Here is a 19,567-nt window from a genome sequence, read left to right as displayed (position 1 = left end):
TCATGGCTGCTCAAGACGAACATGGCGTTCTGCCGACACCGACATTTGACAAGCCGGTCAAGCTGCTGATCGTGGCGGCGCCGTTTTATCGTGCGATTGCCGATAACCTGATCAAGGGCGCGAAGGCCGAAATCGAAGCCGCGGGTGGCACCTGCGAAGTGGTCGAGGTACCCGGCGCGCTGGAAATCCCAACCGCCATCGCTATGGCCGACCGTCAATGCAACTTTGACGGCTACGTCGCGCTGGGCTGCGTCATTCGCGGTGAGACCACGCATTACGAAACCGTTTGCAACGACTCCAGCCGGGCCATCCAGTTGATGGGCCTACAGGGCTTGTGCATCGGCAATGGCATTCTGACTGTGGAAAACGACGCGCAGGCCGAAGTCCGCGCGAACCCTAAAAAGATGAATAAAGGGGGTGGGGCTGCTGCTGCGGCCTTGCATCTGATCGCGCTCAGCCGTAAGTGGGGCTCTTCCAAAAAGGGCGTTGGTTTCAAGCCGCCGTCCGAGTCCATCCTTGTGGCGGGCGACAGCAACGGACCCTCGACAGCATGACCAAGACAGACGCGCCGAAACCGGCCAACCAGAAACGCCTGATGAAATCCGCCGCCCGGCTTTATGCCGTGCAGGCGCTGTTCCAGATGGAACAGTCCGGGCAAACGACCGAAGCTGTCGTGAACGAGTTTCTGGATCACCGGTTTGGCGCCGTGTATGAGGGCGAGGAGATGCTGGACGGCGATATCTCGGTTTTCAGGTCCCTGGTTGACAATGCGGTGAACTATCAAGCGGCCATCGACCAGATGACTGACCGTGCGTTGGTGGCCAAATGGCCGATCGCGCGCATCGATCCGACCCTTCGTGCGGTGTTCCGTGCCGCAGGTGCCGAGCTGACCCAAAGCGACACGCCGCCAAAGGTTGTCATCACCGAATTCGTCGATGTGGCGCGTGCGTTTTTTCCGGAAGGCAAAGAGCCGAAATTCGTCAATGCCGTGCTGGATCACATGGCGCGCGAGGCACAGCCCGAGGCATTCTGACGCCTTTACGAGAACCAAATATGCGCTAACCTGAATGTCATAGCGCAAAGAGGTTCGCCATGCCCAAACTGATCCGCCTTTATATCACGCAAGTTGCCTGGGGCTTTGTCATTTCGGCTGTGTTTGTCGGCGTTCTGTTGGCGCTGAATGTCGCAAACCTGCGCCATCTGATAACCAGTTCGGAAATCGGCTTTATCGCTTTGGTGATGATCTGGTTCATGAACGGCATTGTCTTTGCCGGTGTTCAGTTCGCCTACAAGATCATGAGCATGGCAGAAAAGCCGCAAGGCCCGCGCCGGGGGACACCTGTTGTACACAGCTTTGAACCGGCGGTTGCAAAGCAGGAAGCCCGCGCAGGGCGCTGAACTTCCGTGGAAAATGTGGCGGGACCACCAAACAACCGTGTGGTTTGATTCCCGAGGACCTGTATATACAGGTGGGCGCCAGGTAATCAGGCCAGGACCTGAACAGAGCCAGCCCCCTCGGAATTGCTTAAGGCCACCAGAATGCTACCTTTCACAAGAAGGGCAGAACCCGCCACGCGCTTAAGTAGGGCGTATGACGGGTTCGCACAAGGGGTCAGGCATCAACAGTTTCGTGCAATGCCGTGCGCATCTTGCCAAAGTGCTCGTCCCAACCCTTGTCCAGCGCCAGGATCAGGCCAAAGGCATCGGCCCCCTGCGGCAGGCCTTCATGCCGCAGGTCAAGGCGCGTCCCGCCTGCGACGGGTTCCAGGGTCCACTTGACCACGCTCACCGCGTCGCCCATCGGTTTTACGGTGAACGTGTATTCCAGATATTTGGGAGGGTTGGCAACGCGAACCTCACCCCAGATCAACAGGTCGCCGCTTGTTGTGCCAAACATCTCCAGCTTTTGACCGGCAGACAGAGTATGTTGAGGTTTGTGGAACCATTCCGCCAGACGATCCGGGTCTGTAAGATAAGCCCAAACCGTTTCCGGCTCGGCCCTCAGAAAGATCGATTTATTCAGAACTGCATCGGTCATTTCGATTTCCTTTCAACAGCTTCCTTGAGAGAGTTGAGGCGATCGTCCCAGAACTGGTCAAAATATCTGAGCCAGTCCAGAACGGGGGCCATCCCCTGTGGTTCAAGACGGTTAATGCGTTCGCGGCCGCGGGTTTCAACGGTGATCAAGCCGCCGTCGGATAGCACGGTCAGATGTTTTTTGACCGCGGCCCGGGTCATGTCGAACCGGTCTGTCAACTGCCCTATGGTCATGTCTTGAGACGAGAGCAATTGCACAATGTCCCTACGTGTGGGATCGGCCAGCGCACGAAACGCGTTTTGAGTTCGGTTATCCATAAGCAACCCCAGAAGAGATACCATTTGGTATCATATTAATGCGACACCCAAAGGTATCATGTCAAGTACGACGCAGCACTTTACTTTTGTTCCCTAATTGTTCACATTTCTGACATGACTTTAGATCTGCAGCCCGGACAGAAACTGGCGCGTGGCGTCGCACGCCACCTTGCCGCGCATGGTTTTGTTTCTGTTGAAGAATTCGTTCCGGCACGTGGTCTGCGTGTCGATGTAATGGGCCTGGGTCCCAAAGGTGAGATTTGGGTGATCGAATGCAAATCCAGCCGTGCCGATTATCAATCGGATGCCAAATGGCAGGGCTATCTGGAATGGTGCGACCGATTCTTCTGGGCCGTGGATACCGAGTTTCCGACCGATCTGTTACCTGACGAAACGGGCTTGATCATTGCTGATGCCTATGATGCCGAGATCGTGCGCATGGCGCCCGAGGACAAGCTTGCTCCAGCGCGGCGCAAAAAGATGATCCAGAAATTTGCAACAGATGCAGCACGCCGACTGCATGCACTGCGCGATCCGCGCTTGTAAAAAGCTCAGCCTTTGACGGCGAGGGCGGCCTGTATCGCGGCGCGGATCTCGTCTGCGATTTCTTCGGCTTCCTCGGGATCGAAATCCATCGGAATCTCGATGCCGTCGGCTTCGATGAACAAGCGTACCATCCCCTGATCGGTCGGGCCGATTTGCAGGTTGGCCTGTATATCGCGTTCGGTATTGATGCCCATCTGTGCCTCCGAGCCTGAGCGTTCGTGCTAACGCGCACGGGGTTGAGAATCAAGTCACCTTTGCGGTCAGATAAGACATGGATAAAGTGGTTCTCAGAACGTTTCGCCCCGATGATGCCGCGTGGCTGGTTGAACAGCACGGGTTGCTCTATGCGCGCGACGAAGGATTTGATGACAGCTTTGCCCCATTGGTTGCGCGCATCCTTGAGGAGTTCATTGCAGACAACGACCCGTCCTTTGAAAAAGGCTGGATTGGTGAACGGGCTGGACAAAGATTGGGTAGCATCTTCTGCGTGCGCGTGGACCAGACGACCGCCAAACTGCGCCTCTTCCTGCTTGTCCCCGAGGCGCGCGGACTTGGGTTGGGGAAACGGCTGTTACAGACCTGTACAGACTTCGCACGCGAGGCTGGATATCGGGAAATGGTTCTGTGGACCCATGAAAGCCATACGGCTGCCTGCGCGCTTTACAGGGCGTTTGACTGGGAACTGATCGACAGCAAACCGGTGCATTCCTTTGGGGTCGATCTTGTCGAACAAAGCTGGAGAATTCGGCTTTAATCCTCTTGCATTCCCCCGGCGCGTTCGGTACATCGCCCCTCACGAAGTGCCGCCTTAGCTCAGTTGGTTAGAGCGCTGGATTGTGGATCCAGAGGTCCCCTGTTCAAGCCAGGGAGGCGGTACCATTCCCCCAATATCGACTGTCAGTGCTCGCGATGCCTAGTGCATTAAAAGCAAATATGCGGGTCTTGAACGCCTGAATGTCCAGCGCGCTGATCTTTAGCGCGCCAGGTTCAGTTTGAACCGCATTTTCACCCGTTTCGCAGTGGGCAGGTGGCGGTTCAGGCGTTTGTTTATGAGGCCAAAACCCCCGACAATCACCAATGTCAGCAAGATGAAATAGAACGCCAGAATTGGATAGGGGATAAACGGGTTGAACGTCTTGTCCGCGAAATAGCTGGCGTAATAGAGCGCGTCGCCGCGCTGCTGCCAGGCCGGAAAGGCCGAGAAGAAGACCAGCGTGGTGGCGTGGAACAGAAAGATGGCTTCGTTCGTGTAGGCAGGCCAGGCCAGCCGCAACATGGTTGGCCAGACGATCCGCCGAAACCGCGACCAGCCGGACATACCATAGGCATCTGCCGCTTCGATATCTCCCTTGGGGATCGAGCGCAGAGCACCATAAAAAATCTCACCTGAATAGGCTGCGGTGTTCAGGAACAGCACGATCAGTGCGCCGAGCCAAGCCGAGGTGAAGGCGTCAAACAGTGGATAGGTTTTCTTCAGCGACAGGAAGAAGAAATAGGCAAAGAAGAACTGGATAAAGAGCGGCGAGCCCCGGAACAGAAAGATGAACCATTCGGCAGGTTTGCGCAGCCATTTGTTGGTCGAGGCTTTGCCGACGGCCAGTGCAGTGGCCAGAAAGAACCCGGTCGTCAGCGCCATGACGCCGAAATAGATGTTCCAGATCATGCCCGAGCCGATCAGGGTGAACTGTTCGCACAGGGTGAAATCGGTCTTGGGCAGCAGGCGCTCCCCAATGCCAAGCGAACGCAGGCCGTAATCCTGAATGGTCTGGATGCAGCTCATGCTCGGGCTCCCTGAAAAGGAGATTGCGTGCGCGAATCAGATTGCTGTGCAATCGCGTGCGGCACCCGGATGCGGTCTTGAACGCGGATCATCATGCCGTGGTCTCCTTGCGCAGAAGCTCTCCGCCCGAAGTGGCCTGTCCGTGGGACAATCGCCGCATCAGTTTTTCCAACCCAAGTTCCGAGAAACGGGTCATGCCAAGGTAGAAGATCAGCAGGAACAGGAAATACCACATGCGCCAGTCGCCATGCGGGTATTGCGTGAATTTCGAGGTTTTGGTGCCGCCCAGTTCGCGCGCCCAATACACGATATCTTCAACACCCAGCAGGAAGAGCAGGGGCGTCGCCTTGATCAGCACCATCCACAGATTGGACAGGCCGGGCAGCGCGTAGACCCACATCTGAGGCACCAGGATGCGCCAGAAGGTCTGGCGGCGGTTCATACCATAAGCTTCGGCCGTTTCCAGCTGCGCATGTGGTACGGCGCGCATCCCCCCGAACAGGACATTGGCCGCAAAGGCGCCAAAAACGATAGAGAACGTGATGACCGCCAGGAAAAACCCATAGGTTTCATGCATCCATTCAGGCGCGGTCCCGAGTGGCAGCTTGGCAGCCTGACAAACAAGGAAATCATTGCCCTGGCGGATTGGGTCGGTCCAGTCCGGGCACAATATCTTATGCCGCGTCCACTCGAACGCCTGATCCAGTGCGATGACGAAAAACAGGAAAAACGCAATGTCGGGCACGCCGCGCACAATCGCGATATACCCTTTGCCCAGCCAGCTGAGCGGGGGGAAATGCGAGCGCGCCGCCATGGCACCTGCAAACCCGAAGCCAAGTGCGACGGGCGCGGTCACAGCCAGCAGGGCCAAAACCTTGATGAAAGACAGGTAGAACGACCAGTGTACGCCATTGGTCAGGTAGCATGAAAACCAGCGGAACGTGCCCAGCGTGTCAGGATCAGCGCAGTACGAGAACATATGGCGTCTTTCCAACGTCTGTTCCGGCTAGGCCGGAATCGGCCCGGTGCCGAGGCACCGGACCGGGATTGGTCAGGTCTTAGTTGGTGACGACCGAACCGTCAGTACCGTATGTGGCGGTGCCTTCACCGAACCACTTGATCAGCATCTCGTTCAGCGTGCCGTCGGCTTTCATCGAAGTGATGGCTTCGTCGAACTTGCCGCGCAGTTCACCGTCGCTTTCACGCAGGCCCATGCCGACGCCGCCGCCCAGCGGAACCGGATCGCCGACAAAGACCAGCTCACCGCCCGATTCCTCGACCAGCGGCACCAGATAGTCGCGGTCGGCCAGAACTGCATCGGCTTCGCCGTTACGGACAGCTGCAATGGTTTCTTCCGGGGTCGCGAATTCGACCAGGGTTGCACCGGATTCGGCAACGTGGCCTGCCTGGATCGTGGCGGTTTGCGCCGCAACGACACCACCAGTTACGTCTGCCGAGTCAGAGGTCGCAACATAGGCCGAAGCGGTCGGCGGGTAATAGTCTTGGGTAAAGTCGATGACCTCATCACGTTCGGCTGTGATCGACATACCGGCGATGATGGTGTCGTAGTTGCCCGAGACCAGGTTCGGAATGATCGAATCCCAGTCGTTCTTGACCCATTCACACTCCAGGTTGGCGCGTTTGCACAGCTCGTCGCCGACTTCACGCTCGAACCCGTCGATTTCACCTGCATCGTTGATGAAGTTGTACGGAGGGTAGGCGCCCTCGGTGCCCATGCGGATCGTGTCGGCCATGGCGATACCAGCAGTCAGCGCCAGGGCCGCAGTGGACAGAATCAGGTTTTTCATTGGTTACTCCCCAGTTTTGGTTCTGTTCTTGAAGTTAAGCCGCCTGAGTGGCGGAGAGAAAGCCCCGAAGCCGCTCGGATTCGGGTGACGTAAAGATATCTTCGGGCAAACCTTCTTCCTCGATCAGGCCCTGATGAAGAAATACCACGTGGCTCGAGATATCTGCCGCCATTTTCATGTCATGAGTCACGATGATCATGGTGCGCCCTTCGGCTGCCAGATCCTTGATCACCTTGATCACTTCCTGTTCCAGTTCGGGATCCAGCGCCGAGGTCGGTTCGTCGAACAACAGCGCCTGTGGTTCCATGCACAGCCCCCGCGCGATAGCGGCGCGCTGTTGCTGACCGCCGGACAATTGCGCCGGATAGGCGTCGCATTTGTCGCCAATGCCAACTTTCTCAAGGTATTTGCGCGCGCTGTCTTCCACTTCGGCCTTGTCGCGGCCCAGAACGGTCACGGGGGCTTCCATGACATTTTGCAGGATGGTCATATGCGCCCACAGATTGAACTGCTGAAACACCATCGACAGGTTGGTGCGGATGCGCAGGACCTGCTTGGGGTCCGCGGGGCGGCGCCCATGGCTATCGCCCGACCATTTGACAGGTTCGCCTTTGAACAGGATTTCGCCCTGCTGGCTGTCTTCCAACAGATTGCAGCAGCGCAGCAAAGTTGATTTTCCTGACCCCGATGACCCGATCAACGAGACCACGTCGCCGCCATGCGCTGTGATGTCCACCCCCTTCAACACTTCCAGATTGCCGAAGCTTTTGTGAAGGTTTTTGATTTCGATGACGGGAGCGGTTTCTGTCACGGGCAGTCCAGTAGTTTGTGGTGTTGGTGCGGTACTAGGGCCGAAAAATTTGCTCAATGCAATGCGCAATTCGCAAATTCAGGGTCGGAAACTGTCAAATTGACCAAATGCACCCGACAATTTGGCCATCAGATTATCCGCTGGGCGCATGGCGGTGGCGGGGTCGGTACGGACAGGTACTCCTCCGCCGGGATGTCGATCAGCCCCTGAATGTGCAGCGTTTTGCGGTCGTGTTCGGCAAGGTTTTCTATTGCTGCCCGAACTGCGTCTGCGACCAGATCCGCGTTTTGGTCGGGTCCGGTAATATAGGGCAGGGTCGGTGTAAAAGCGGTTTTTGCCAGTTCGCGCAGGCTTTCGCCCAGATCGGTATGTTCTTGCAACATCATCCAGGTCAACGCATCCAGCGCCGCGAAATCTGCCTTCCCCTCCGAGACCGCCTGCGCTGACAGCGCGTGACCGCCTGTCTCCAACAACGACGCAGGATACAGGTTCTCCCGGGATAAATGCGTGATGGGTGCCGCCCAGCCGGATTGGGACAATGCTTCGTTATATGCGAAGATACCGTCAGTCATTCCCGCCAGCGTGCGGTCGTCGTCGCGCCGCGCCACAAAGACCGAGCAATAATGCCCGGCAGGGCAACCGGGCAGGCCGTAATCCGGGGTGCCCACCAGTTGAACACGACCATGCAAGCGTGTGCGATAGGGCATTCCACAGGTCTGTGCCAGCACCAGATCGGGATCAAGCCAAACCTGCCAAACATCGGCGTCTCGGGTCAGCTGTTCTGGCCCGTAACCCAGATTCGTGCGAATCAACCCCCAGAACCGACCATTGGCGGCCTGAACCTCGGGCATGTCGTACATGCCAAGCATGGCTATCAAGATTTGGCGGCCTTTTGCCGGGCCAAAGCCGAATCCACGTCGCTGACCCCCAGCAGGCTGACAACCAGACGCAGCAGCGAGTCCTCCTCACCCGTGCGGTGGCCATCAGCCAGGGCCACTGACCACAGCGCCTGAACCACCGCCAGCCGGTTTTCATAAGCGACTGCTTCCTTGATGGCGCGGGTAAAACGGACCGTGTCGGGGGCTTCAGCCTCCAGATCTTCGGCACGGGCGCGCAAAGCCGCGCTTTCGAATGGGGACAAACCGTATCGTTCTGCCGATATGCGGTCGATGCGCGACATTTCTGAGGCAGAATAATCGTTGTCAGATCGTGCCAGACGCACCAGCAGGGCCGTCAGGGCCAGGCGGGCATCATCTTCGACAAGCGGGTCGGGCTTGGGCTGTGTGAGCCTGGAAAGAAAGTCACTGAACATGGGTAAGATATAGCGGGCGCTTAACTCACATCCAAGCGGCTTTGGACGCGCTCGCGCGCTGCCTGACTGTCATTGTAGCTCAGGCCCATGGCAATGCGGGCTTCTTCGACGATCTTTATCTCGCCCTCGTCCGAACTGCCATCCGCCAGAACGATTTCCCACAACGCGTCAAGGGCTGCCAGCCGCTCTTTCAGATCCGTGGTTTCCCGGATCAGTTTGCCGAACGTATCTGTTTCCGGTGCCGCAGCATGGAGTTTTTCACAGGTGGCACGCACCTTGGCTGCCTCAATCGCGTTATGCTGGTACAGACGGGCCAGTATCTTGTCGATCAGACTGATCTCTTCCAGCTTGTAATCGCGATCTGCCTGCGCGACGCGCACCATGAGGGCGCCCAGAGCAAGTTCTGCATCCGGGTCCGGCAACTGTTCATGATGAGGCGGTCTGAGCGCCTTAAAGAACCTTTTCAACATAACAAACACCTAGACGACAGGTCGTGATCGGCCAAGCACGAAATGCTGGTCTTGATACAGTATTGCATGTATCCAGCGCCGTGTCGGACCTGTGCACGATAAAGTTGTATTTGAAAGGAAGTTTCAGATGATACCGCGTTTACCTGGTGCAATGGGGATCAGTAAATCAGACAAGGGGCTGGAAATCGCACCTTGGTTCAATCCGCTCGTTTCGAAAGCTGAAGGCTACAATGTCAAAATAGCAGACGTACTGACCGCGCAAGAACTTTTGGCGTCGGCGGAGGGAAATGACACAATTAACCCTGATAGTTACGGCCTAATAGAGGAGATAGACTTCGTCGGCAGCGCCACCGAGTTGGGTTCAGTTGTGCCAAAAGACGAACATGGCAGTTTCGATTATATATATAGTTCCCATAATTTTGAACATTTGCCGAATCCGATCAAATTTCTTCAAGCTTGTGAGGCGCTACTGAAGTCAGGGGGGCGCTTGATCATGATCGTACCGGATGGGCGGTTATGTTTCGACCATTTCCGCCCCCCGACAACTACGTCAGAATGGCTTGAAGCCTACCGGGAAGATCGCAAGAAACCGACAGAAAAGCAGGTTTTTGACTCGCGTTACGTTCTCTCCCGTGAGGCCTGCGGCGCAGAGTTCAAGCCTGTTAACCATCAAACACCACCTGAACTTCACAGACTGCAATTTGATCCCGCTGTTTTGTGGGAACAGTGGCAGCAAACAACGCCAGAATCTCCTTATCAGGATGCTCATTGCACTGTTATGACACCCAGTTCGCTGCGCTTGATGCTGCAAGACTGCCAATACTTGGGCTTGACATCTTTGCAAATCGAAGACGTGCAGGAACCCAAGGGTATCGAATTCATGGTCGTGATGCGTAAGCCAGCGCAAGACGTTCAGGTTTTGAATGCCGAAGATTACGCAGATGTTCGATTGGAGCTTCTGCACCGGGTCTGGAAGGATCAGGGCTGGCGTGTAACACAGTTCGGTGCTGTTCATGGAAAGTTGGCGTTGTTTCCCGGCGGCAAAAGGTATCAATTACGAGGATCCAAAATTGGTCAGATACTTCGGAATATGAACTATCGGCGCCTTAAAAAAAGGCGTTCAAAAACTTAACGTTATCTTTCGACCAGTCAGGGTTTACGGGGATTCAGGTGTCTTGATCGGTTTAGTTGGTCGGGGATTTTCAATGAAAACCCTAGCCAACTTTGAAGATAAATTACCACCCAGATCACTCAGGATCCGGTGAAATGGCTTCGGTCAGGCTTTTGACGTGATTACCAGGTCAGGGCCTCTTTGGCTGCGGTTTGCAACCAGGCCAGCATTTGGCGATAGGGAACCGGACCGTAGCTGATCCGCGCAACCCCCAGTTTTGCCAGGGTGGGCGTATCCGGCGTGCCGGGCAGGGCGATGATATTGACCGGTAAGGCCGTGGATTCGCAAAGCCGGGCGATCAGGGCTTCGTTCTTTAGCCCAGGTGCAAAGAATCCGCTGGCACCTGCATCAGCATAGGCATTGGCACGGGCAATGGCCTCATCCAGCATCGTGTCGTCATGGGTGTCCGCTGCTGCCTTCAGGAAGATATCTGTGCGCGCATTGACATAGGCGGGAATGCCTGCGCGCGCGCAGGCGTCGCACATCGCTTCAACACGTTTGGCCTGAGTGGCGATGTCAAAGAGGCCGTCTCCACCTATGATCTGGTCTTCAAAGTTGAAACCAACAACACCGCAGTCCAGCGCGCGCTGAACGTTTTGCGCGATCCCTTGCGGGTCTTCGGCATAAGCGCCCTCGAAATCCAGTGTTACGGGCAAGTCAACCGCTGCAACGATGCGGCGTGCATTGTCCAACGCGGCCTCAAGTGGAATGTTCTGCCCGTCGCCATAGCCCTGCGCCATGGCAACAGGGGCACTGCCGGTCGCGATGGCCTGGGCACCAGCGTCCCGAACAGCGCCAGCGCTGCCAGCGTCCCAGATATTGAACAGAATGACAGGATCGCCTTTCTTGTGAAGGCTGGTAAAGGTCACGGCTTTCTGGGACTGGCTGGTCATCGGAACTCTCCTGTTGTCGCGTATCCTACAGCTAACGCTGTGAAAATGACCCGGCCAGAGTTTTTGCACCCAGACAGGTCACTTTGAGGTGACGGCACAGGCACAGATTGCGTCAGCTGTGCAAAGTACCTGTGACATCCACCGGTTTGAAACCAAGGCCTCAGGCTTCGCCCGCAGCGCCAGAGACGAATTTCGCGCTAAACGCAGATTCGCCAAGACGTTGCAGCAGGCTCAGCTGTGTCTCCAGCCAGGCTTTATGACCTTCTTCTTCCATCAGGATACGTTCGAACAATGTACGCGAACCAACATCACCGACTTCGGCCGCCTGTTGCGCTGCATTGGTGTAGAAATCGACGGCCTCACTCTCGTCTTTGAGATCAGACGCGAACATTTCTTCCAGTGTGCCCGCTGCGGCCGGGCTTTTTTGAAACGCAAGCTCGGGGGTTCCACCCAGAAACAGGATACGTTCGATAAAGGCGTCAGAATGCACCAGCTCTTCCTGCATCTCGCCCCGCATTTTATCGGCCAGAATATCAAGGCCCCAGTCGTCCAGTACGTGTGCGTGCAACTGGTATTGGTGCGCGGCAGTAAGCTCCATGTGAAGCGCTTGCTGAAGGTTGGTGATCGTTGTTGCGTTGCTCATCGGAAATCTCCTGAAACCGTGAAATGCAAAAGCAGAAAACCTGCCTCTCCACACAGTTAAGAGGTCAGCCCCCACGAAACAACGTGGGGTGACAGTCCGACACAGTCAGAGATTAGACCAGGCGCGAGGTGTCTTTCGCGGCCCGCACAAAATCGCGAAACAGCGGATGCGGGTCAAACGGCTTGGACTTCAGTTCCGGGTGGTACTGAACGCCGATGAACCACGGATGATCCGCCCATTCCACGATTTCGGGCAGACGTCCGTCCGGCGACATGCCCGAAAACTTCAGGCCCGCTTTTTCAAGCTTGTCGCGATACTTGATGTCCACTTCATAGCGGTGACGGTGTCGTTCCTCGATCTGCGTGCCGCCATAAACCTCGGCCACTTTGGATCCATCCGCCAATACTGCGTTGTAAGCCCCAAGGCGCATTGTGCCGCCCTTGTCGTCGCCGACCTTGCGCTCGACCTTGTGGTTGCCCTGTACCCACTCTTTGAGGTGATAGACCACCGGTTCAAACCGTTTCTTCCCGGCCTCATGGTCGAATTCCTCGGACCCGGCTTCGGTAATACCCGCAACGTTCCGCGCTGCCTCGATCACCGCCATCTGCATGCCAAGACAAATGCCCAGATAGGGGACTTTGTGCTCGCGCGCATATTGCGCCGCCTTGATCTTGCCTTCGGTGCCACGCTCGCCAAAACCACCGGGGACGAGGATGGCGTGGAAGCCTTCCAGATACGGAGCTGCGTCTTCGGTGTCGAAAACTTCGGCATCCACCCACTCGATCTTGACCTTCACACGGTTGGCCATACCGCCATGGGTCAGCGCCTCGGCAATCGACTTATAGGCGTCTTCAAGCTGCGTGTATTTGCCGACAATGGCCACTTTCACTTCGCCTTCGGCGTTGTGGATGCGGTCGCTGACATCTTCCCATTTGGCCAGATCAGGTTTGGGGGCGGGGCTGATCTGGAAGGCATCCAGAACGGCCTGGTCCAGCCCCTCGCGGTGATAGGCCAGCGGCGCGTCGTAAATGGTGGACAGGTCCTGCGCCGCGATCACGCTGTCCGGACGCACGTTACAGAACAGGGCAAGCTTTTCCCGTTCCTTGGTCGGGATCGGCCCTTCGGACCGGCAGACCAGAATATCGGGGGCCAGACCGATCGAGCGCAGTTCTTTCACCGAGTGCTGGGTAGGCTTGGTTTTCAACTCACCCGACGCTTTGATGTAGGGCAGCAACGTCAGATGCATAAAGATACACTGGCCGCGCGGTTTGTCCTGACTGAACTGTCGGATGGCTTCAAAGAAGGGCAGGCCTTCGATGTCACCCACGGTACCGCCAATCTCACACAGCATGAAATCAACCTCATCCTCGCCGATGGCGATGAAATCCTTGATCTCGTTGGTGACGTGCGGGATCACCTGAATGGTCTTGCCAAGGTAATCGCCGCGGCGTTCTTTCTCGAGCACGTTTGAATAAATCCGCCCGGAACTGACCGAGTCGGTCTTGCGCGCTGCGACACCGGTGAACCGTTCGTAATGGCCAAGGTCCAGATCGGTCTCGGCGCCATCATCGGTGACAAACACTTCGCCATGCTCAAAGGGCGACATCGTGCCGGGATCGACGTTCAGATAGGGGTCCAGCTTGCGCAGACGCACCGAATAACCGCGGGCCTGCAACAAAGCGCCCAAAGCTGCCGAAGCCAGCCCTTTGCCCAAGGACGAAACCACACCACCGGTGATGAAAATAAAACGTGCCATAGTTTTTCGGCTGCTCCCGTGAGACGTCAAAATCAGCTGCCCGGCGGTTCCGAAAAACCGCTGCATCACGGGACTTCACGTATAAAGGATTCGCGCCAAAAGCGCAAGAGAACCGCAAGATGCTGTTGCAGTCCTCTTTCATGTTTCTAGGTTTTGTGGATCAATCCGCCTGCGGGATCAGAGGCGCGTTGTCGTCCTGTGCCGGCGGCAAAAGATCATCAACCGACGGAATCGCCGGTGCGCTTTCCTCGGTCGAAGCCGGTGCCGGAGCGCCCAGACGGTCGATTACCGAGCTGCCCGAAGATTTCTGAGCCGCAAGAATGGTCAGCGTGATCGAGGTGACGATGAAACAGGCCGCCAGAATCCACGTCAGCTTGCCCAATGCCGTCGCTGCTGCGCGACCGGCCATGGCACCGCCACCACCCATACCCAGGCCACCGCCTTCAGACCGCTGCATCAGGACAACGGCGATCAGGCCCAGAGCCAGAAGAAGATGGATAATGAGAACGACGTTTTCCATGGTGGTCCTGTACAGCGTGGCGTGTATCGCGTGGTACTTATGCAAGTTTGCCAGCGGGGGCAAGTCAGGAGTTGGCATCAACTTCTTTGATGTATCCCATCACGTCAAAGGGACTGGACAGTGTGTTGATTTGTGACGCAGGCTGCGGCCATGCCACATGACGATCACGACCACCCGCATGCCCTGTTGCCACCTGAACCCGCATTGCGCGTCAAAGCGCTCGAGACGATTCTGACCCGCAAAGGGCTGATCGATCCGGCGGCTCTGGATGAGATCATCGACACTTATCAGAACAGGATCGGGCCGCAAAACGGCGCGCGCGTCGTTGCCAAAGCCTGGAGCGACCCTGCCTTCAAAGCTGCCCTGCTTGAAGACGCCACTCCGGTCGTAGCGGACCTTGGCTACTATGGCCGCCAGGGCGAACATATGGTGGTGGTCGAGAATACACCGGACCGGCACAATATGGTCGTCTGCACCCTGTGCAGCTGTTACCCTTGGCCGCTGCTGGGTATCCCGCCCGGATGGTACAAATCCGACGCCTACCGAGCCCGCGCAGTGCGAGAACCGCGCAAGGTGTTGGCCGAATTCGGCGTCACCTTGCCCCAAGACACCTCTGTACGGGTTTGGGATTCGACGGCCGAGATTCGCTATCTCGTCTTGCCCATGCGCCCTGAAGGCACAGACGGAATGAGCGAAGATGAGCTTGCTGCGCTTGTGACGCGCGACAGCATGATCGGCACGGGCCTTCCCAAGGTGCCATCATGACCCGCGTTCACGATATGGGAGGCCGTTTCGGTGATGGTCCGATACACCCCGAGGCAGAGGACGCGCCTGTTTTTGCCGAAGACTGGCACGCCCGCGCTCTTGCGGTGACACTTGCATCCGGGTTTCTGGGGCAGTGGAACATCGACGTTTCGCGCCACGCGCGCGAACGCTTGTCTCCGAAGGATTACACCCGGTTTTCGTATTATGAGAAATGGATATCCGGTCTGGCCGATCTGCTGGTCGAAAAGGGTGTTCTGACATTGGATGATCTGCGTGGCGTGAGCGGCGACAATCCGCACCCCTTTGCAGACAGAGCGCTCAAGGCCGAAGCGGTGTCCGCTGCGCTGGCCAAAGGCGGGCCTGCGGACAGGCCTTCCAATGTCGCGGCGCTGTATTCTGTGGGGCAAGAGGTTGTCACGGTCCGGCCGACAGCAAATCGCCTCGTGGATGGAGGTCACACGCGCCTGCCTGTCTATGCATCCGGTGCCAGGGGCCGAATCCTGCGCCTGCACGGAACCCATGTTCTGCCCGATTCCAATGCGCATGGGTTGGGTGAGGCGCCAGAGCCGATTTATGCAGTGGTCTTTGCGGCATCAGAACTCTGGGCCGCCCCCGAACATCCCGCTGACCAGGTGGTTCTGGACCTCTGGCAAAGCTACCTGCAACCGGCATGAACGACTGTATCACATACGGAGCCCCCGAGCCGGTTTTTGCTGAGCCCTGGCACGCTCAGGTCTTTGCCGTCACCGTCGCGCTGAACGAGGCTGGGCGGTTCGAGTGGGCGGATTGGGCGGCGCGCTTTTCAGCGACATTGAAACACAATGGGCTTGCCCGGGAATTGGATGGCGGTGACGATTACTTCCACGCATGGCTGGAAACGCTTGAGGCATTGCTGGCCGAACAGGGCGCTGCAAGGCCGAAAGATGTGCTTGATCTGCATAAGGCCTGGGAAGAGGCTTACCTGACCACTCCGCATGGGCAACCTGTCCACTTACGGCGACAGGGTTAGGGGGCTCTGCCCCCGCCGCCCGTTCCGGGCGCCTCCCCCGGGATATTTACAGCCAGGTGAAGCAGGGGATCCACTCTTCATCTGGCTACAAATATCCCCGCTGGAGGCATCGCGCGCGAGCCCGATTTTCCTCTGCGGCGAAATATCGGTTTCCCTGCCGTTTTTGCCCCGCTATATGAGCCGGGTTTGATCACTCAGCACGAAAAGGACCGGATATGGCCAACGTGGTTGTTGTCGGCGCCCAATGGGGCGACGAAGGAAAAGGCAAGATTGTCGACTGGCTCAGCGAAAGGGCGGACGTAATCGCGCGTTTTCAGGGCGGTCACAATGCCGGTCATACGCTGGTGATCGACGGTGAGGTTTATAAGCTGCACGCGCTTCCTTCGGGCGTGGTACGCGGCGGCAAGTTGAGCGTTATTGGCAACGGCGTGGTTCTGGACCCCTGGCATCTGGTCAATGAGATCGCAACCATCCGGGCGCAGGGTGTTGAGATCACTCCTGAGACGCTGATGATCGCTGAAAACACGCCATTGATTCTGCCCATTCATGGCGAGCTGGACCGTGCGCGCGAGGAAGCTGCGAGCAAAGGCACCAAGATCGGAACAACCGGTCGCGGAATTGGCCCGGCCTATGAAGACAAGGTTGGGCGGCGTTCTGTTCGCGTTGCCGATCTGGCGGACGAAGCCACGCTGGAGGCCCGCGTGGACCGCGCATTGCAACATCACGATCCGTTGCGCAAGGGTCTGGGTATCGAGCCGGTTGACCGCGACGCGCTGATTGCTCAACTCAAAGAGATCGCGCAACAAATTCTGCCGTTTGCAGCTCCCGTCTGGAAAGTGCTGAACGAAAAGCGCAAGGCCGGGAAACGCATCCTGTTTGAAGGGGCGCAGGGCGCGCTGCTGGATATCGATTTCGGCACCTATCCCTTTGTGACGTCGTCAAACGTGATTGCGGGGCAGGCGGCAACCGGTGTTGGTATCGGCCCAGGCTCGATCAATTTCGTGCTTGGCATTGTTAAGGCCTATACCACCCGTGTTGGAGAAGGGCCGTTCCCGACCGAGTTGGAAGACGCAGACGGTCAGCGTCTGGGTGAACGCGGGCACGAATTCGGCACGACAACAGGCCGCAAGCGCCGCTGCGGATGGTTCGACGCCTGTCTGGTGCGCCAGACCTGCGCAACCAGCGGCGTGAACGGTATTTCGCTGACCAAGCTGGATGTTCTGGACGGGTTTGAGACACTTAAGATCTGTACCGGGTATGAGCTGGATGGCGAACGTTTGGATTACCTTCCGACCGCTGCTGATCAGCAAGCCCGCTGTACCCCGATTTATGAAGAAATGCCGGGGTGGAGCGAATCGACCGAAGGCGCGCGCAGCTGGGCGGATTTACCTGCAAATGCGATCAAATATGTGCGTCGGGTCGAAGAACTGATCGAATGCCCGGTTGCGCTTTTGTCCACAAGCCCGGAGCGGGACGACACCATTCTGGTGACGGACCCCTTTGCTGACTGATGCGCGAGAAACAGAAGAAAGGGTTGAGTTACAAGGCACGCCGGCGCTGGTCGCTGGTGATCCTTGTGCTTGGCCTTCCGCTGTACATCATCGCCGTGGTGACGATCGTGAACTTGCTGGGGCGTCCTCCGATCTGGATTGAGTTGCTGGTTTATATCGTGCTGGGCATCCTTTGGGCCCTGCCGTTCAAGTTCGTGTTTCGCGGCGTCGGTAAAGAAGACCCCGATCAGTCCTAGCGCTCGTGAGGTACGTGTAAATGACCGGGCCTGCTGAGTGCCGTGCGGGAAAACGCGTGGTCCTCGGCGCTTTGGTGACGACCGTCTGGTAACAGTCGAAACGTTCGGGCTTTGTCATTCAGGACGGGCGTTTGGTCCAATGGCCAAAAGCAAAAAGGCCGGGGGTAAACCCGGCCTTGATTGATAACCTTCAAGCGTGATCAGCCTACGGCACGCTCGTCATCGGGGCGAAAACCGATCAGGTTGGACGCCGCGAAACGCCCGCCTCCGGCTTTCTCGATTTTACCATCGCGCAGCAACTGCCCAAAAGAACGCAGGCTTTCTTCGCGATTGAACTCGTCTTGTTTCAGCGAACGCACCTTGTTCATCAGCTGCGGGCGCGAAAACTGCTCCTGACCTTCGATGAAGGACAGATAGGCGGCAGCCGCTTCCAGAAGATCAGGCAGCGATTGCGCACCCTGTTCCTGTGCAAACTGTGCAAAACCGCCTTCCTCTGATCCGGTTGCTTCCTGGTCTGTAGTGACGCGACGTGGCAAGACCGGACTTGCGGATGTTCCGTGTTCATCCACGCGCTGCTCGGCCACCAGCTTGAGTGGCGCCGGAGCTTCCGGTGCCGGACGCATGCTGGTTACCTTGATTTCGGGTCGCCGTGGGCTGACCACGGATGCCAGATCGCCGCGGTATTCCCGGTCGGCCGCCTCTTTCGAGCGCGCCTGACCGTCGCGGTCGGCTTCGGTGGCTGCGACGGCGGTGCGCAGGTGCGAATAGGTTTCGCGCGCATCGCTGCTGCTGGGGTCATCCATATGCTCGCCGGTCTTTGCCATCAGGCGCGACATATCCTGATCGGGATCCGCATCGTCAGCCAGTTTTTGGCTCGAACGACCGGACAGGTGCTGTTCGATCTCGGAAATTTCGGTCAACAGGTGCATTTCGTCTTCTGCCGTCAATACACCCTGCGTCAGGTCTTCCTCGACCGGTTCATCGTCGGATTCAATTGCTACGTCTTCAACGTTGAGGATGTTGGGGGCATCTTCTTCGTCGAAATCGTCTTCGGCAACGTCTTCAAGATCAGCGAACAAAGGCTCGGCAGCGGACTGATCCGCCACCGGCGCGTCTTCGATTTCGTCGATATGCAGGGGCTGGGGGGTCAGGGGCGCCTGCAAGTCAACGGTTTCTTCGATCTGAGTTTCAGCACCTTCGGGGATCAGCGCTTCTGCTGTCTCAGCCGCTTGCGGTTCTTCAGCTTCCTGATCCTGCAACTCATCAATCGCAGGTGCCGCGGGCTCTTCGGTTTCCTGGGATTCAGGCTCTGTGGGTTCGGCAAAGTCTTCTGCGCTGAGCGCACCGGCCTCAAACGCAGCGGCCACAGCATCTACCGGGGGGGCGGTATTGGCCAGCAGCGGCGACTCTTCGTCTTCGGAATACTCGGCAGCGGGCACGTCGGAATGAGAGACGACCGCGCGAATGCGTTGCAGTTTCGCCGCGATGCTGTCAGCAGCCGGTGGCGGGGTGTCCGCGACAGGTTCCGCTTCGGCGAACCCGGTCTGCGCGGGGGCCGGTTGCGGCTGAACATGAGTGGGAGTTTCGGCAGCCTTGATAGCGGCCGTGTGCGGGGCCGGTTCTTCAGCAGCGACAGGAGTTTCGGTGGTCTGAGTGGCGCGCAGCAACAGGCCGGATTCGTTCTGACGGGCTTCGACGCGCTGTGATGCATCGCGCCGGGCGATGCGGGTCAGCATTTCGGCATCCGGTTGCGGGGGTTCCGAGCCGAAGTAACGGTCATCCGCTGCGAGATCGCGGAAATACTCGGCGATGGCTTTCATCGTTTCAAAGGAATCATCAAATCCTTCCAAAGTGCAGGAGAAGGTTCCATATGAAACGGTTAATACCTTGTTATTCTGTACCATCAGACGCACGTCCTTTACAAACTACGAGAGCCCACTTACCCGGAATCGGGAGCACACGAAGGCTCTGAACTTTATGC

The 19,567-nt window shown here is 57.5% G+C and carries 26 protein-coding genes and 1 tRNA gene; 12 read left to right on the top strand and 15 right to left on the bottom strand.

Features of this window, described 5'->3' with window-relative positions:
- Positions 1-2: 2 nt before the first annotated feature.
- Genes AC2FLZ_RS00805 through AC2FLZ_RS00795 form a run of 3 tightly spaced genes read left to right on the top strand, consistent with a single transcriptional unit; the run spans position 3 to position 1,398 of the window.
- Positions 3-554 carry a 6,7-dimethyl-8-ribityllumazine synthase gene (locus AC2FLZ_RS00805; RefSeq protein ID WP_480476432.1) on the top strand — a complete coding sequence of 184 codons (552 nt, stop codon included), beginning with the start codon at positions 3-5 and terminating at the stop codon, positions 552-554.
- Positions 551-1,033 (top strand): transcription antitermination factor NusB, encoded by a 483-nt coding sequence (gene nusB, locus AC2FLZ_RS00800; RefSeq protein ID WP_209504306.1) that lies wholly within the window; start codon positions 551-553, stop codon positions 1,031-1,033. Before AC2FLZ_RS00805 ends, nusB begins: the two co-directional genes overlap by 4 nt.
- A 59-nt stretch (positions 1,034-1,092) precedes the next feature.
- Positions 1,093-1,398 (top strand): hypothetical protein, encoded by a 306-nt coding sequence (locus AC2FLZ_RS00795; RefSeq protein WP_480476434.1) that lies wholly within the window; start codon positions 1,093-1,095, stop codon positions 1,396-1,398.
- A gap of 214 nt (positions 1,399-1,612) precedes the next feature.
- Here the strand turns inward: AC2FLZ_RS00795 and AC2FLZ_RS00790 are convergent, their stop codons facing one another.
- Together AC2FLZ_RS00790 and AC2FLZ_RS00785 are read right to left on the bottom strand one after the other, a co-directional pair.
- Positions 1,613-2,038 (bottom strand): SRPBCC family protein, encoded by a 426-nt coding sequence (locus tag AC2FLZ_RS00790; protein WP_480604119.1) that lies wholly within the window; start codon positions 2,036-2,038, stop codon positions 1,613-1,615.
- Positions 2,035-2,355, bottom strand: a complete 321-nt coding sequence (locus AC2FLZ_RS00785) for an ArsR/SmtB family transcription factor (protein ID WP_480476940.1) — start codon at positions 2,353-2,355, stop codon at positions 2,035-2,037. The genes AC2FLZ_RS00790 and AC2FLZ_RS00785 overlap by 4 nt, the downstream gene beginning before the upstream one ends.
- Positions 2,356-2,469: 114 nt before the next feature.
- On the opposite strand from AC2FLZ_RS00785, the gene AC2FLZ_RS00780 reads away from it, so the two are divergent.
- Positions 2,470-2,901 carry an MmcB family DNA repair protein gene (locus AC2FLZ_RS00780; RefSeq protein WP_480493473.1) on the top strand — a complete coding sequence of 144 codons (432 nt, stop codon included), beginning with the start codon at positions 2,470-2,472 and terminating at the stop codon, positions 2,899-2,901.
- 5 nt (positions 2,902-2,906) lie between these two features.
- Here the strand turns inward: AC2FLZ_RS00780 and AC2FLZ_RS00775 are convergent, their stop codons facing one another.
- Positions 2,907-3,095: a DUF6324 family protein gene (locus AC2FLZ_RS00775; RefSeq protein WP_117869403.1), complete on the bottom strand. Its 189-nt coding sequence runs from the start codon at positions 3,093-3,095 to the stop codon at positions 2,907-2,909.
- Positions 3,096-3,172: 77 nt separating this feature from the next.
- Here AC2FLZ_RS00775 and AC2FLZ_RS00770 point away from each other — a divergent pair, with 77 nt between their 5' ends.
- Both AC2FLZ_RS00770 and AC2FLZ_RS00765 read left to right on the top strand, forming a co-directional pair.
- Positions 3,173-3,655, top strand: a complete 483-nt coding sequence (locus AC2FLZ_RS00770) for a GNAT family N-acetyltransferase (RefSeq protein ID WP_496881604.1) — start codon at positions 3,173-3,175, stop codon at positions 3,653-3,655.
- A gap of 48 nt (positions 3,656-3,703) precedes the next feature.
- Positions 3,704-3,780, top strand: a tRNA-His gene (locus tag AC2FLZ_RS00765).
- A gap of 94 nt (positions 3,781-3,874) precedes the next feature.
- On the opposite strand, the gene AC2FLZ_RS00760 is transcribed toward AC2FLZ_RS00765, so the two are convergent.
- The 7 genes from AC2FLZ_RS00760 to AC2FLZ_RS00730 form a co-directional block, all read right to left on the bottom strand.
- Positions 3,875-4,681, bottom strand: a complete 807-nt coding sequence (locus tag AC2FLZ_RS00760; protein WP_480554643.1) for an ABC transporter permease — start codon at positions 4,679-4,681, stop codon at positions 3,875-3,877.
- Positions 4,682-4,772: 91 nt separating this feature from the next.
- Positions 4,773-5,660, bottom strand: coding sequence for an ABC transporter permease (locus tag AC2FLZ_RS00755; protein WP_480517728.1), 888 nt, complete (start codon positions 5,658-5,660; stop codon positions 4,773-4,775).
- 79 nt (positions 5,661-5,739) lie between these two features.
- Positions 5,740-6,489: a transporter substrate-binding domain-containing protein gene (locus tag AC2FLZ_RS00750; protein ID WP_480476444.1), complete on the bottom strand. Its 750-nt coding sequence runs from the start codon at positions 6,487-6,489 to the stop codon at positions 5,740-5,742.
- A gap of 34 nt (positions 6,490-6,523) precedes the next feature.
- Positions 6,524-7,300 carry an ABC transporter ATP-binding protein gene (locus AC2FLZ_RS00745; protein WP_209504298.1) on the bottom strand — a complete coding sequence of 259 codons (777 nt, stop codon included), beginning with the start codon at positions 7,298-7,300 and terminating at the stop codon, positions 6,524-6,526.
- Positions 7,301-7,428: 128 nt separating this feature from the next.
- Positions 7,429-8,178 carry a phosphate/phosphite/phosphonate ABC transporter substrate-binding protein gene (locus AC2FLZ_RS00740; RefSeq protein ID WP_496881603.1) on the bottom strand — a complete coding sequence of 250 codons (750 nt, stop codon included), beginning with the start codon at positions 8,176-8,178 and terminating at the stop codon, positions 7,429-7,431.
- Positions 8,175-8,612, bottom strand: coding sequence for a tellurite resistance TerB family protein (locus AC2FLZ_RS00735; RefSeq protein ID WP_480476448.1), 438 nt, complete (start codon positions 8,610-8,612; stop codon positions 8,175-8,177). The genes AC2FLZ_RS00740 and AC2FLZ_RS00735 overlap by 4 nt, the downstream gene beginning before the upstream one ends.
- 20 nt (positions 8,613-8,632) lie before the next feature.
- Positions 8,633-9,082: a tellurite resistance TerB family protein gene (locus tag AC2FLZ_RS00730; RefSeq protein ID WP_209504295.1), complete on the bottom strand. Its 450-nt coding sequence runs from the start codon at positions 9,080-9,082 to the stop codon at positions 8,633-8,635.
- Between the two features lie 91 nt (positions 9,083-9,173).
- Here AC2FLZ_RS00730 and AC2FLZ_RS00725 point away from each other — a divergent pair, with 91 nt between their 5' ends.
- On the top strand, positions 9,174-10,214 hold the full coding sequence (locus tag AC2FLZ_RS00725; protein ID WP_480554646.1) for a methyltransferase domain-containing protein: 1,041 nt from the start codon (positions 9,174-9,176) through the stop codon (positions 10,212-10,214).
- A 161-nt stretch (positions 10,215-10,375) separates the two neighbouring features.
- Here the strand turns inward: AC2FLZ_RS00725 and AC2FLZ_RS00720 are convergent, their stop codons facing one another.
- The 4 genes from AC2FLZ_RS00720 to secG all read right to left on the bottom strand — a co-directional run bounded on the left by AC2FLZ_RS00720 (position 10,376) and on the right by secG (position 14,065).
- Positions 10,376-11,146 carry an isocitrate lyase/PEP mutase family protein gene (locus tag AC2FLZ_RS00720; RefSeq protein ID WP_480554648.1) on the bottom strand — a complete coding sequence of 257 codons (771 nt, stop codon included), beginning with the start codon at positions 11,144-11,146 and terminating at the stop codon, positions 10,376-10,378.
- A gap of 160 nt (positions 11,147-11,306) precedes the next feature.
- Positions 11,307-11,789, bottom strand: a complete 483-nt coding sequence (locus AC2FLZ_RS00715) for a bacterioferritin (RefSeq protein ID WP_496881602.1) — start codon at positions 11,787-11,789, stop codon at positions 11,307-11,309.
- Positions 11,790-11,901: 112 nt separating this feature from the next.
- Complete coding sequence (gene pyrG, locus AC2FLZ_RS00710) at positions 11,902-13,545, bottom strand: CTP synthase (protein ID WP_480476454.1); 1,644 nt, start codon at positions 13,543-13,545, stop codon at positions 11,902-11,904.
- Between the two features lie 160 nt (positions 13,546-13,705).
- The gene (gene secG, locus AC2FLZ_RS00705) at positions 13,706-14,065 is read right to left on the bottom strand and encodes a preprotein translocase subunit SecG (RefSeq protein WP_496881613.1); all 360 of its coding nucleotides are present in this window, start codon (positions 14,063-14,065) and stop codon (positions 13,706-13,708) included.
- A 150-nt stretch (positions 14,066-14,215) separates the two neighbouring features.
- On the opposite strand from secG, the gene nthA reads away from it, so the two are divergent.
- The 5 genes from nthA to AC2FLZ_RS00680 all read left to right on the top strand — a co-directional run bounded on the left by nthA (position 14,216) and on the right by AC2FLZ_RS00680 (position 17,586).
- The gene (nthA, locus tag AC2FLZ_RS00700) at positions 14,216-14,830 is read left to right on the top strand and encodes a nitrile hydratase subunit alpha (protein WP_480476456.1); all 615 of its coding nucleotides are present in this window, start codon (positions 14,216-14,218) and stop codon (positions 14,828-14,830) included.
- Positions 14,827-15,504 (top strand): nitrile hydratase subunit beta, encoded by a 678-nt coding sequence (gene nthB / locus AC2FLZ_RS00695; protein ID WP_496881601.1) that lies wholly within the window; start codon positions 14,827-14,829, stop codon positions 15,502-15,504. Before nthA ends, nthB begins: the two co-directional genes overlap by 4 nt.
- The gene (locus AC2FLZ_RS00690) at positions 15,501-15,839 is read left to right on the top strand and encodes a nitrile hydratase accessory protein (RefSeq protein WP_496881600.1); all 339 of its coding nucleotides are present in this window, start codon (positions 15,501-15,503) and stop codon (positions 15,837-15,839) included. The genes nthB and AC2FLZ_RS00690 overlap by 4 nt, the downstream gene beginning before the upstream one ends.
- Positions 15,840-16,054: 215 nt before the next feature.
- Entirely contained in the window at positions 16,055-17,350 is a 1,296-nt protein-coding gene (locus tag AC2FLZ_RS00685; protein WP_480516578.1) for an adenylosuccinate synthase, read from the top strand.
- Positions 17,350-17,586 carry a DUF2842 domain-containing protein gene (locus tag AC2FLZ_RS00680; protein WP_496714538.1) on the top strand — a complete coding sequence of 79 codons (237 nt, stop codon included), beginning with the start codon at positions 17,350-17,352 and terminating at the stop codon, positions 17,584-17,586. Before AC2FLZ_RS00685 ends, AC2FLZ_RS00680 begins: the two co-directional genes overlap by 1 nt.
- Positions 17,587-17,786: 200 nt before the next feature.
- On the opposite strand, the gene AC2FLZ_RS00675 is transcribed toward AC2FLZ_RS00680, so the two are convergent.
- Positions 17,787-19,406: a hypothetical protein gene (locus AC2FLZ_RS00675; protein ID WP_496881599.1), complete on the bottom strand. Its 1,620-nt coding sequence runs from the start codon at positions 19,404-19,406 to the stop codon at positions 17,787-17,789.
- Positions 19,407-19,567 lie beyond the last annotated feature (161 nt).

The sequence above is a fragment of the Ruegeria sp. YKSF131 genome, assembly GCF_059612645.1.
This window is presented reverse-complemented; position numbering and strand designations above follow the sequence as displayed.

What these genes read in the sequence shown, in the direction of transcription:
- AC2FLZ_RS00805 (WP_480476432.1), top strand. Translation starts at nt 3, where the DNA reads ATGGCTGCTCAAGACGAACATGGCGTTCTGCCGACACCGACATTTGAC.
- nusB (WP_209504306.1), top strand. Translation starts at nt 551, where the DNA reads ATGACCAAGACAGACGCGCCGAAACCGGCCAACCAGAAACGCCTGATG.
- AC2FLZ_RS00795 (WP_480476434.1), top strand. Translation starts at nt 1,093, where the DNA reads ATGCCCAAACTGATCCGCCTTTATATCACGCAAGTTGCCTGGGGCTTT.
- AC2FLZ_RS00790 (WP_480604119.1), bottom strand. Translation starts at nt 2,038, where the DNA reads ATGACCGATGCAGTTCTGAATAAATCGATCTTTCTGAGGGCCGAGCCG.
- AC2FLZ_RS00785 (WP_480476940.1), bottom strand. Translation starts at nt 2,355, where the DNA reads ATGGATAACCGAACTCAAAACGCGTTTCGTGCGCTGGCCGATCCCACA.
- AC2FLZ_RS00780 (WP_480493473.1), top strand. Translation starts at nt 2,470, where the DNA reads ATGACTTTAGATCTGCAGCCCGGACAGAAACTGGCGCGTGGCGTCGCA.
- AC2FLZ_RS00775 (WP_117869403.1), bottom strand. Translation starts at nt 3,095, where the DNA reads ATGGGCATCAATACCGAACGCGATATACAGGCCAACCTGCAAATCGGC.
- AC2FLZ_RS00770 (WP_496881604.1), top strand. Translation starts at nt 3,173, where the DNA reads ATGGATAAAGTGGTTCTCAGAACGTTTCGCCCCGATGATGCCGCGTGG.
- AC2FLZ_RS00760 (WP_480554643.1), bottom strand. Translation starts at nt 4,681, where the DNA reads ATGAGCTGCATCCAGACCATTCAGGATTACGGCCTGCGTTCGCTTGGC.
- AC2FLZ_RS00755 (WP_480517728.1), bottom strand. Translation starts at nt 5,660, where the DNA reads ATGTTCTCGTACTGCGCTGATCCTGACACGCTGGGCACGTTCCGCTGG.
- AC2FLZ_RS00750 (WP_480476444.1), bottom strand. Translation starts at nt 6,489, where the DNA reads ATGAAAAACCTGATTCTGTCCACTGCGGCCCTGGCGCTGACTGCTGGT.
- AC2FLZ_RS00735 (WP_480476448.1), bottom strand. Translation starts at nt 8,612, where the DNA reads ATGTTCAGTGACTTTCTTTCCAGGCTCACACAGCCCAAGCCCGACCCG.
- AC2FLZ_RS00730 (WP_209504295.1), bottom strand. Translation starts at nt 9,082, where the DNA reads ATGTTGAAAAGGTTCTTTAAGGCGCTCAGACCGCCTCATCATGAACAG.
- AC2FLZ_RS00720 (WP_480554648.1), bottom strand. Translation starts at nt 11,146, where the DNA reads ATGACCAGCCAGTCCCAGAAAGCCGTGACCTTTACCAGCCTTCACAAG.
- AC2FLZ_RS00715 (WP_496881602.1), bottom strand. Translation starts at nt 11,789, where the DNA reads ATGAGCAACGCAACAACGATCACCAACCTTCAGCAAGCGCTTCACATG.
- pyrG (WP_480476454.1), bottom strand. Translation starts at nt 13,545, where the DNA reads ATGGCACGTTTTATTTTCATCACCGGTGGTGTGGTTTCGTCCTTGGGC.
- secG (WP_496881613.1), bottom strand. Translation starts at nt 14,065, where the DNA reads ATGGAAAACGTCGTTCTCATTATCCATCTTCTTCTGGCTCTGGGCCTG.
- nthA (WP_480476456.1), top strand. Translation starts at nt 14,216, where the DNA reads ATGCCACATGACGATCACGACCACCCGCATGCCCTGTTGCCACCTGAA.
- nthB (WP_496881601.1), top strand. Translation starts at nt 14,827, where the DNA reads ATGACCCGCGTTCACGATATGGGAGGCCGTTTCGGTGATGGTCCGATA.
- AC2FLZ_RS00690 (WP_496881600.1), top strand. Translation starts at nt 15,501, where the DNA reads ATGAACGACTGTATCACATACGGAGCCCCCGAGCCGGTTTTTGCTGAG.
- AC2FLZ_RS00685 (WP_480516578.1), top strand. Translation starts at nt 16,055, where the DNA reads ATGGCCAACGTGGTTGTTGTCGGCGCCCAATGGGGCGACGAAGGAAAA.
- AC2FLZ_RS00680 (WP_496714538.1), top strand. Translation starts at nt 17,350, where the DNA reads ATGCGCGAGAAACAGAAGAAAGGGTTGAGTTACAAGGCACGCCGGCGC.
- AC2FLZ_RS00675 (WP_496881599.1), bottom strand. Translation starts at nt 19,406, where the DNA reads ATGAAAGCCATCGCCGAGTATTTCCGCGATCTCGCAGCGGATGACCGT.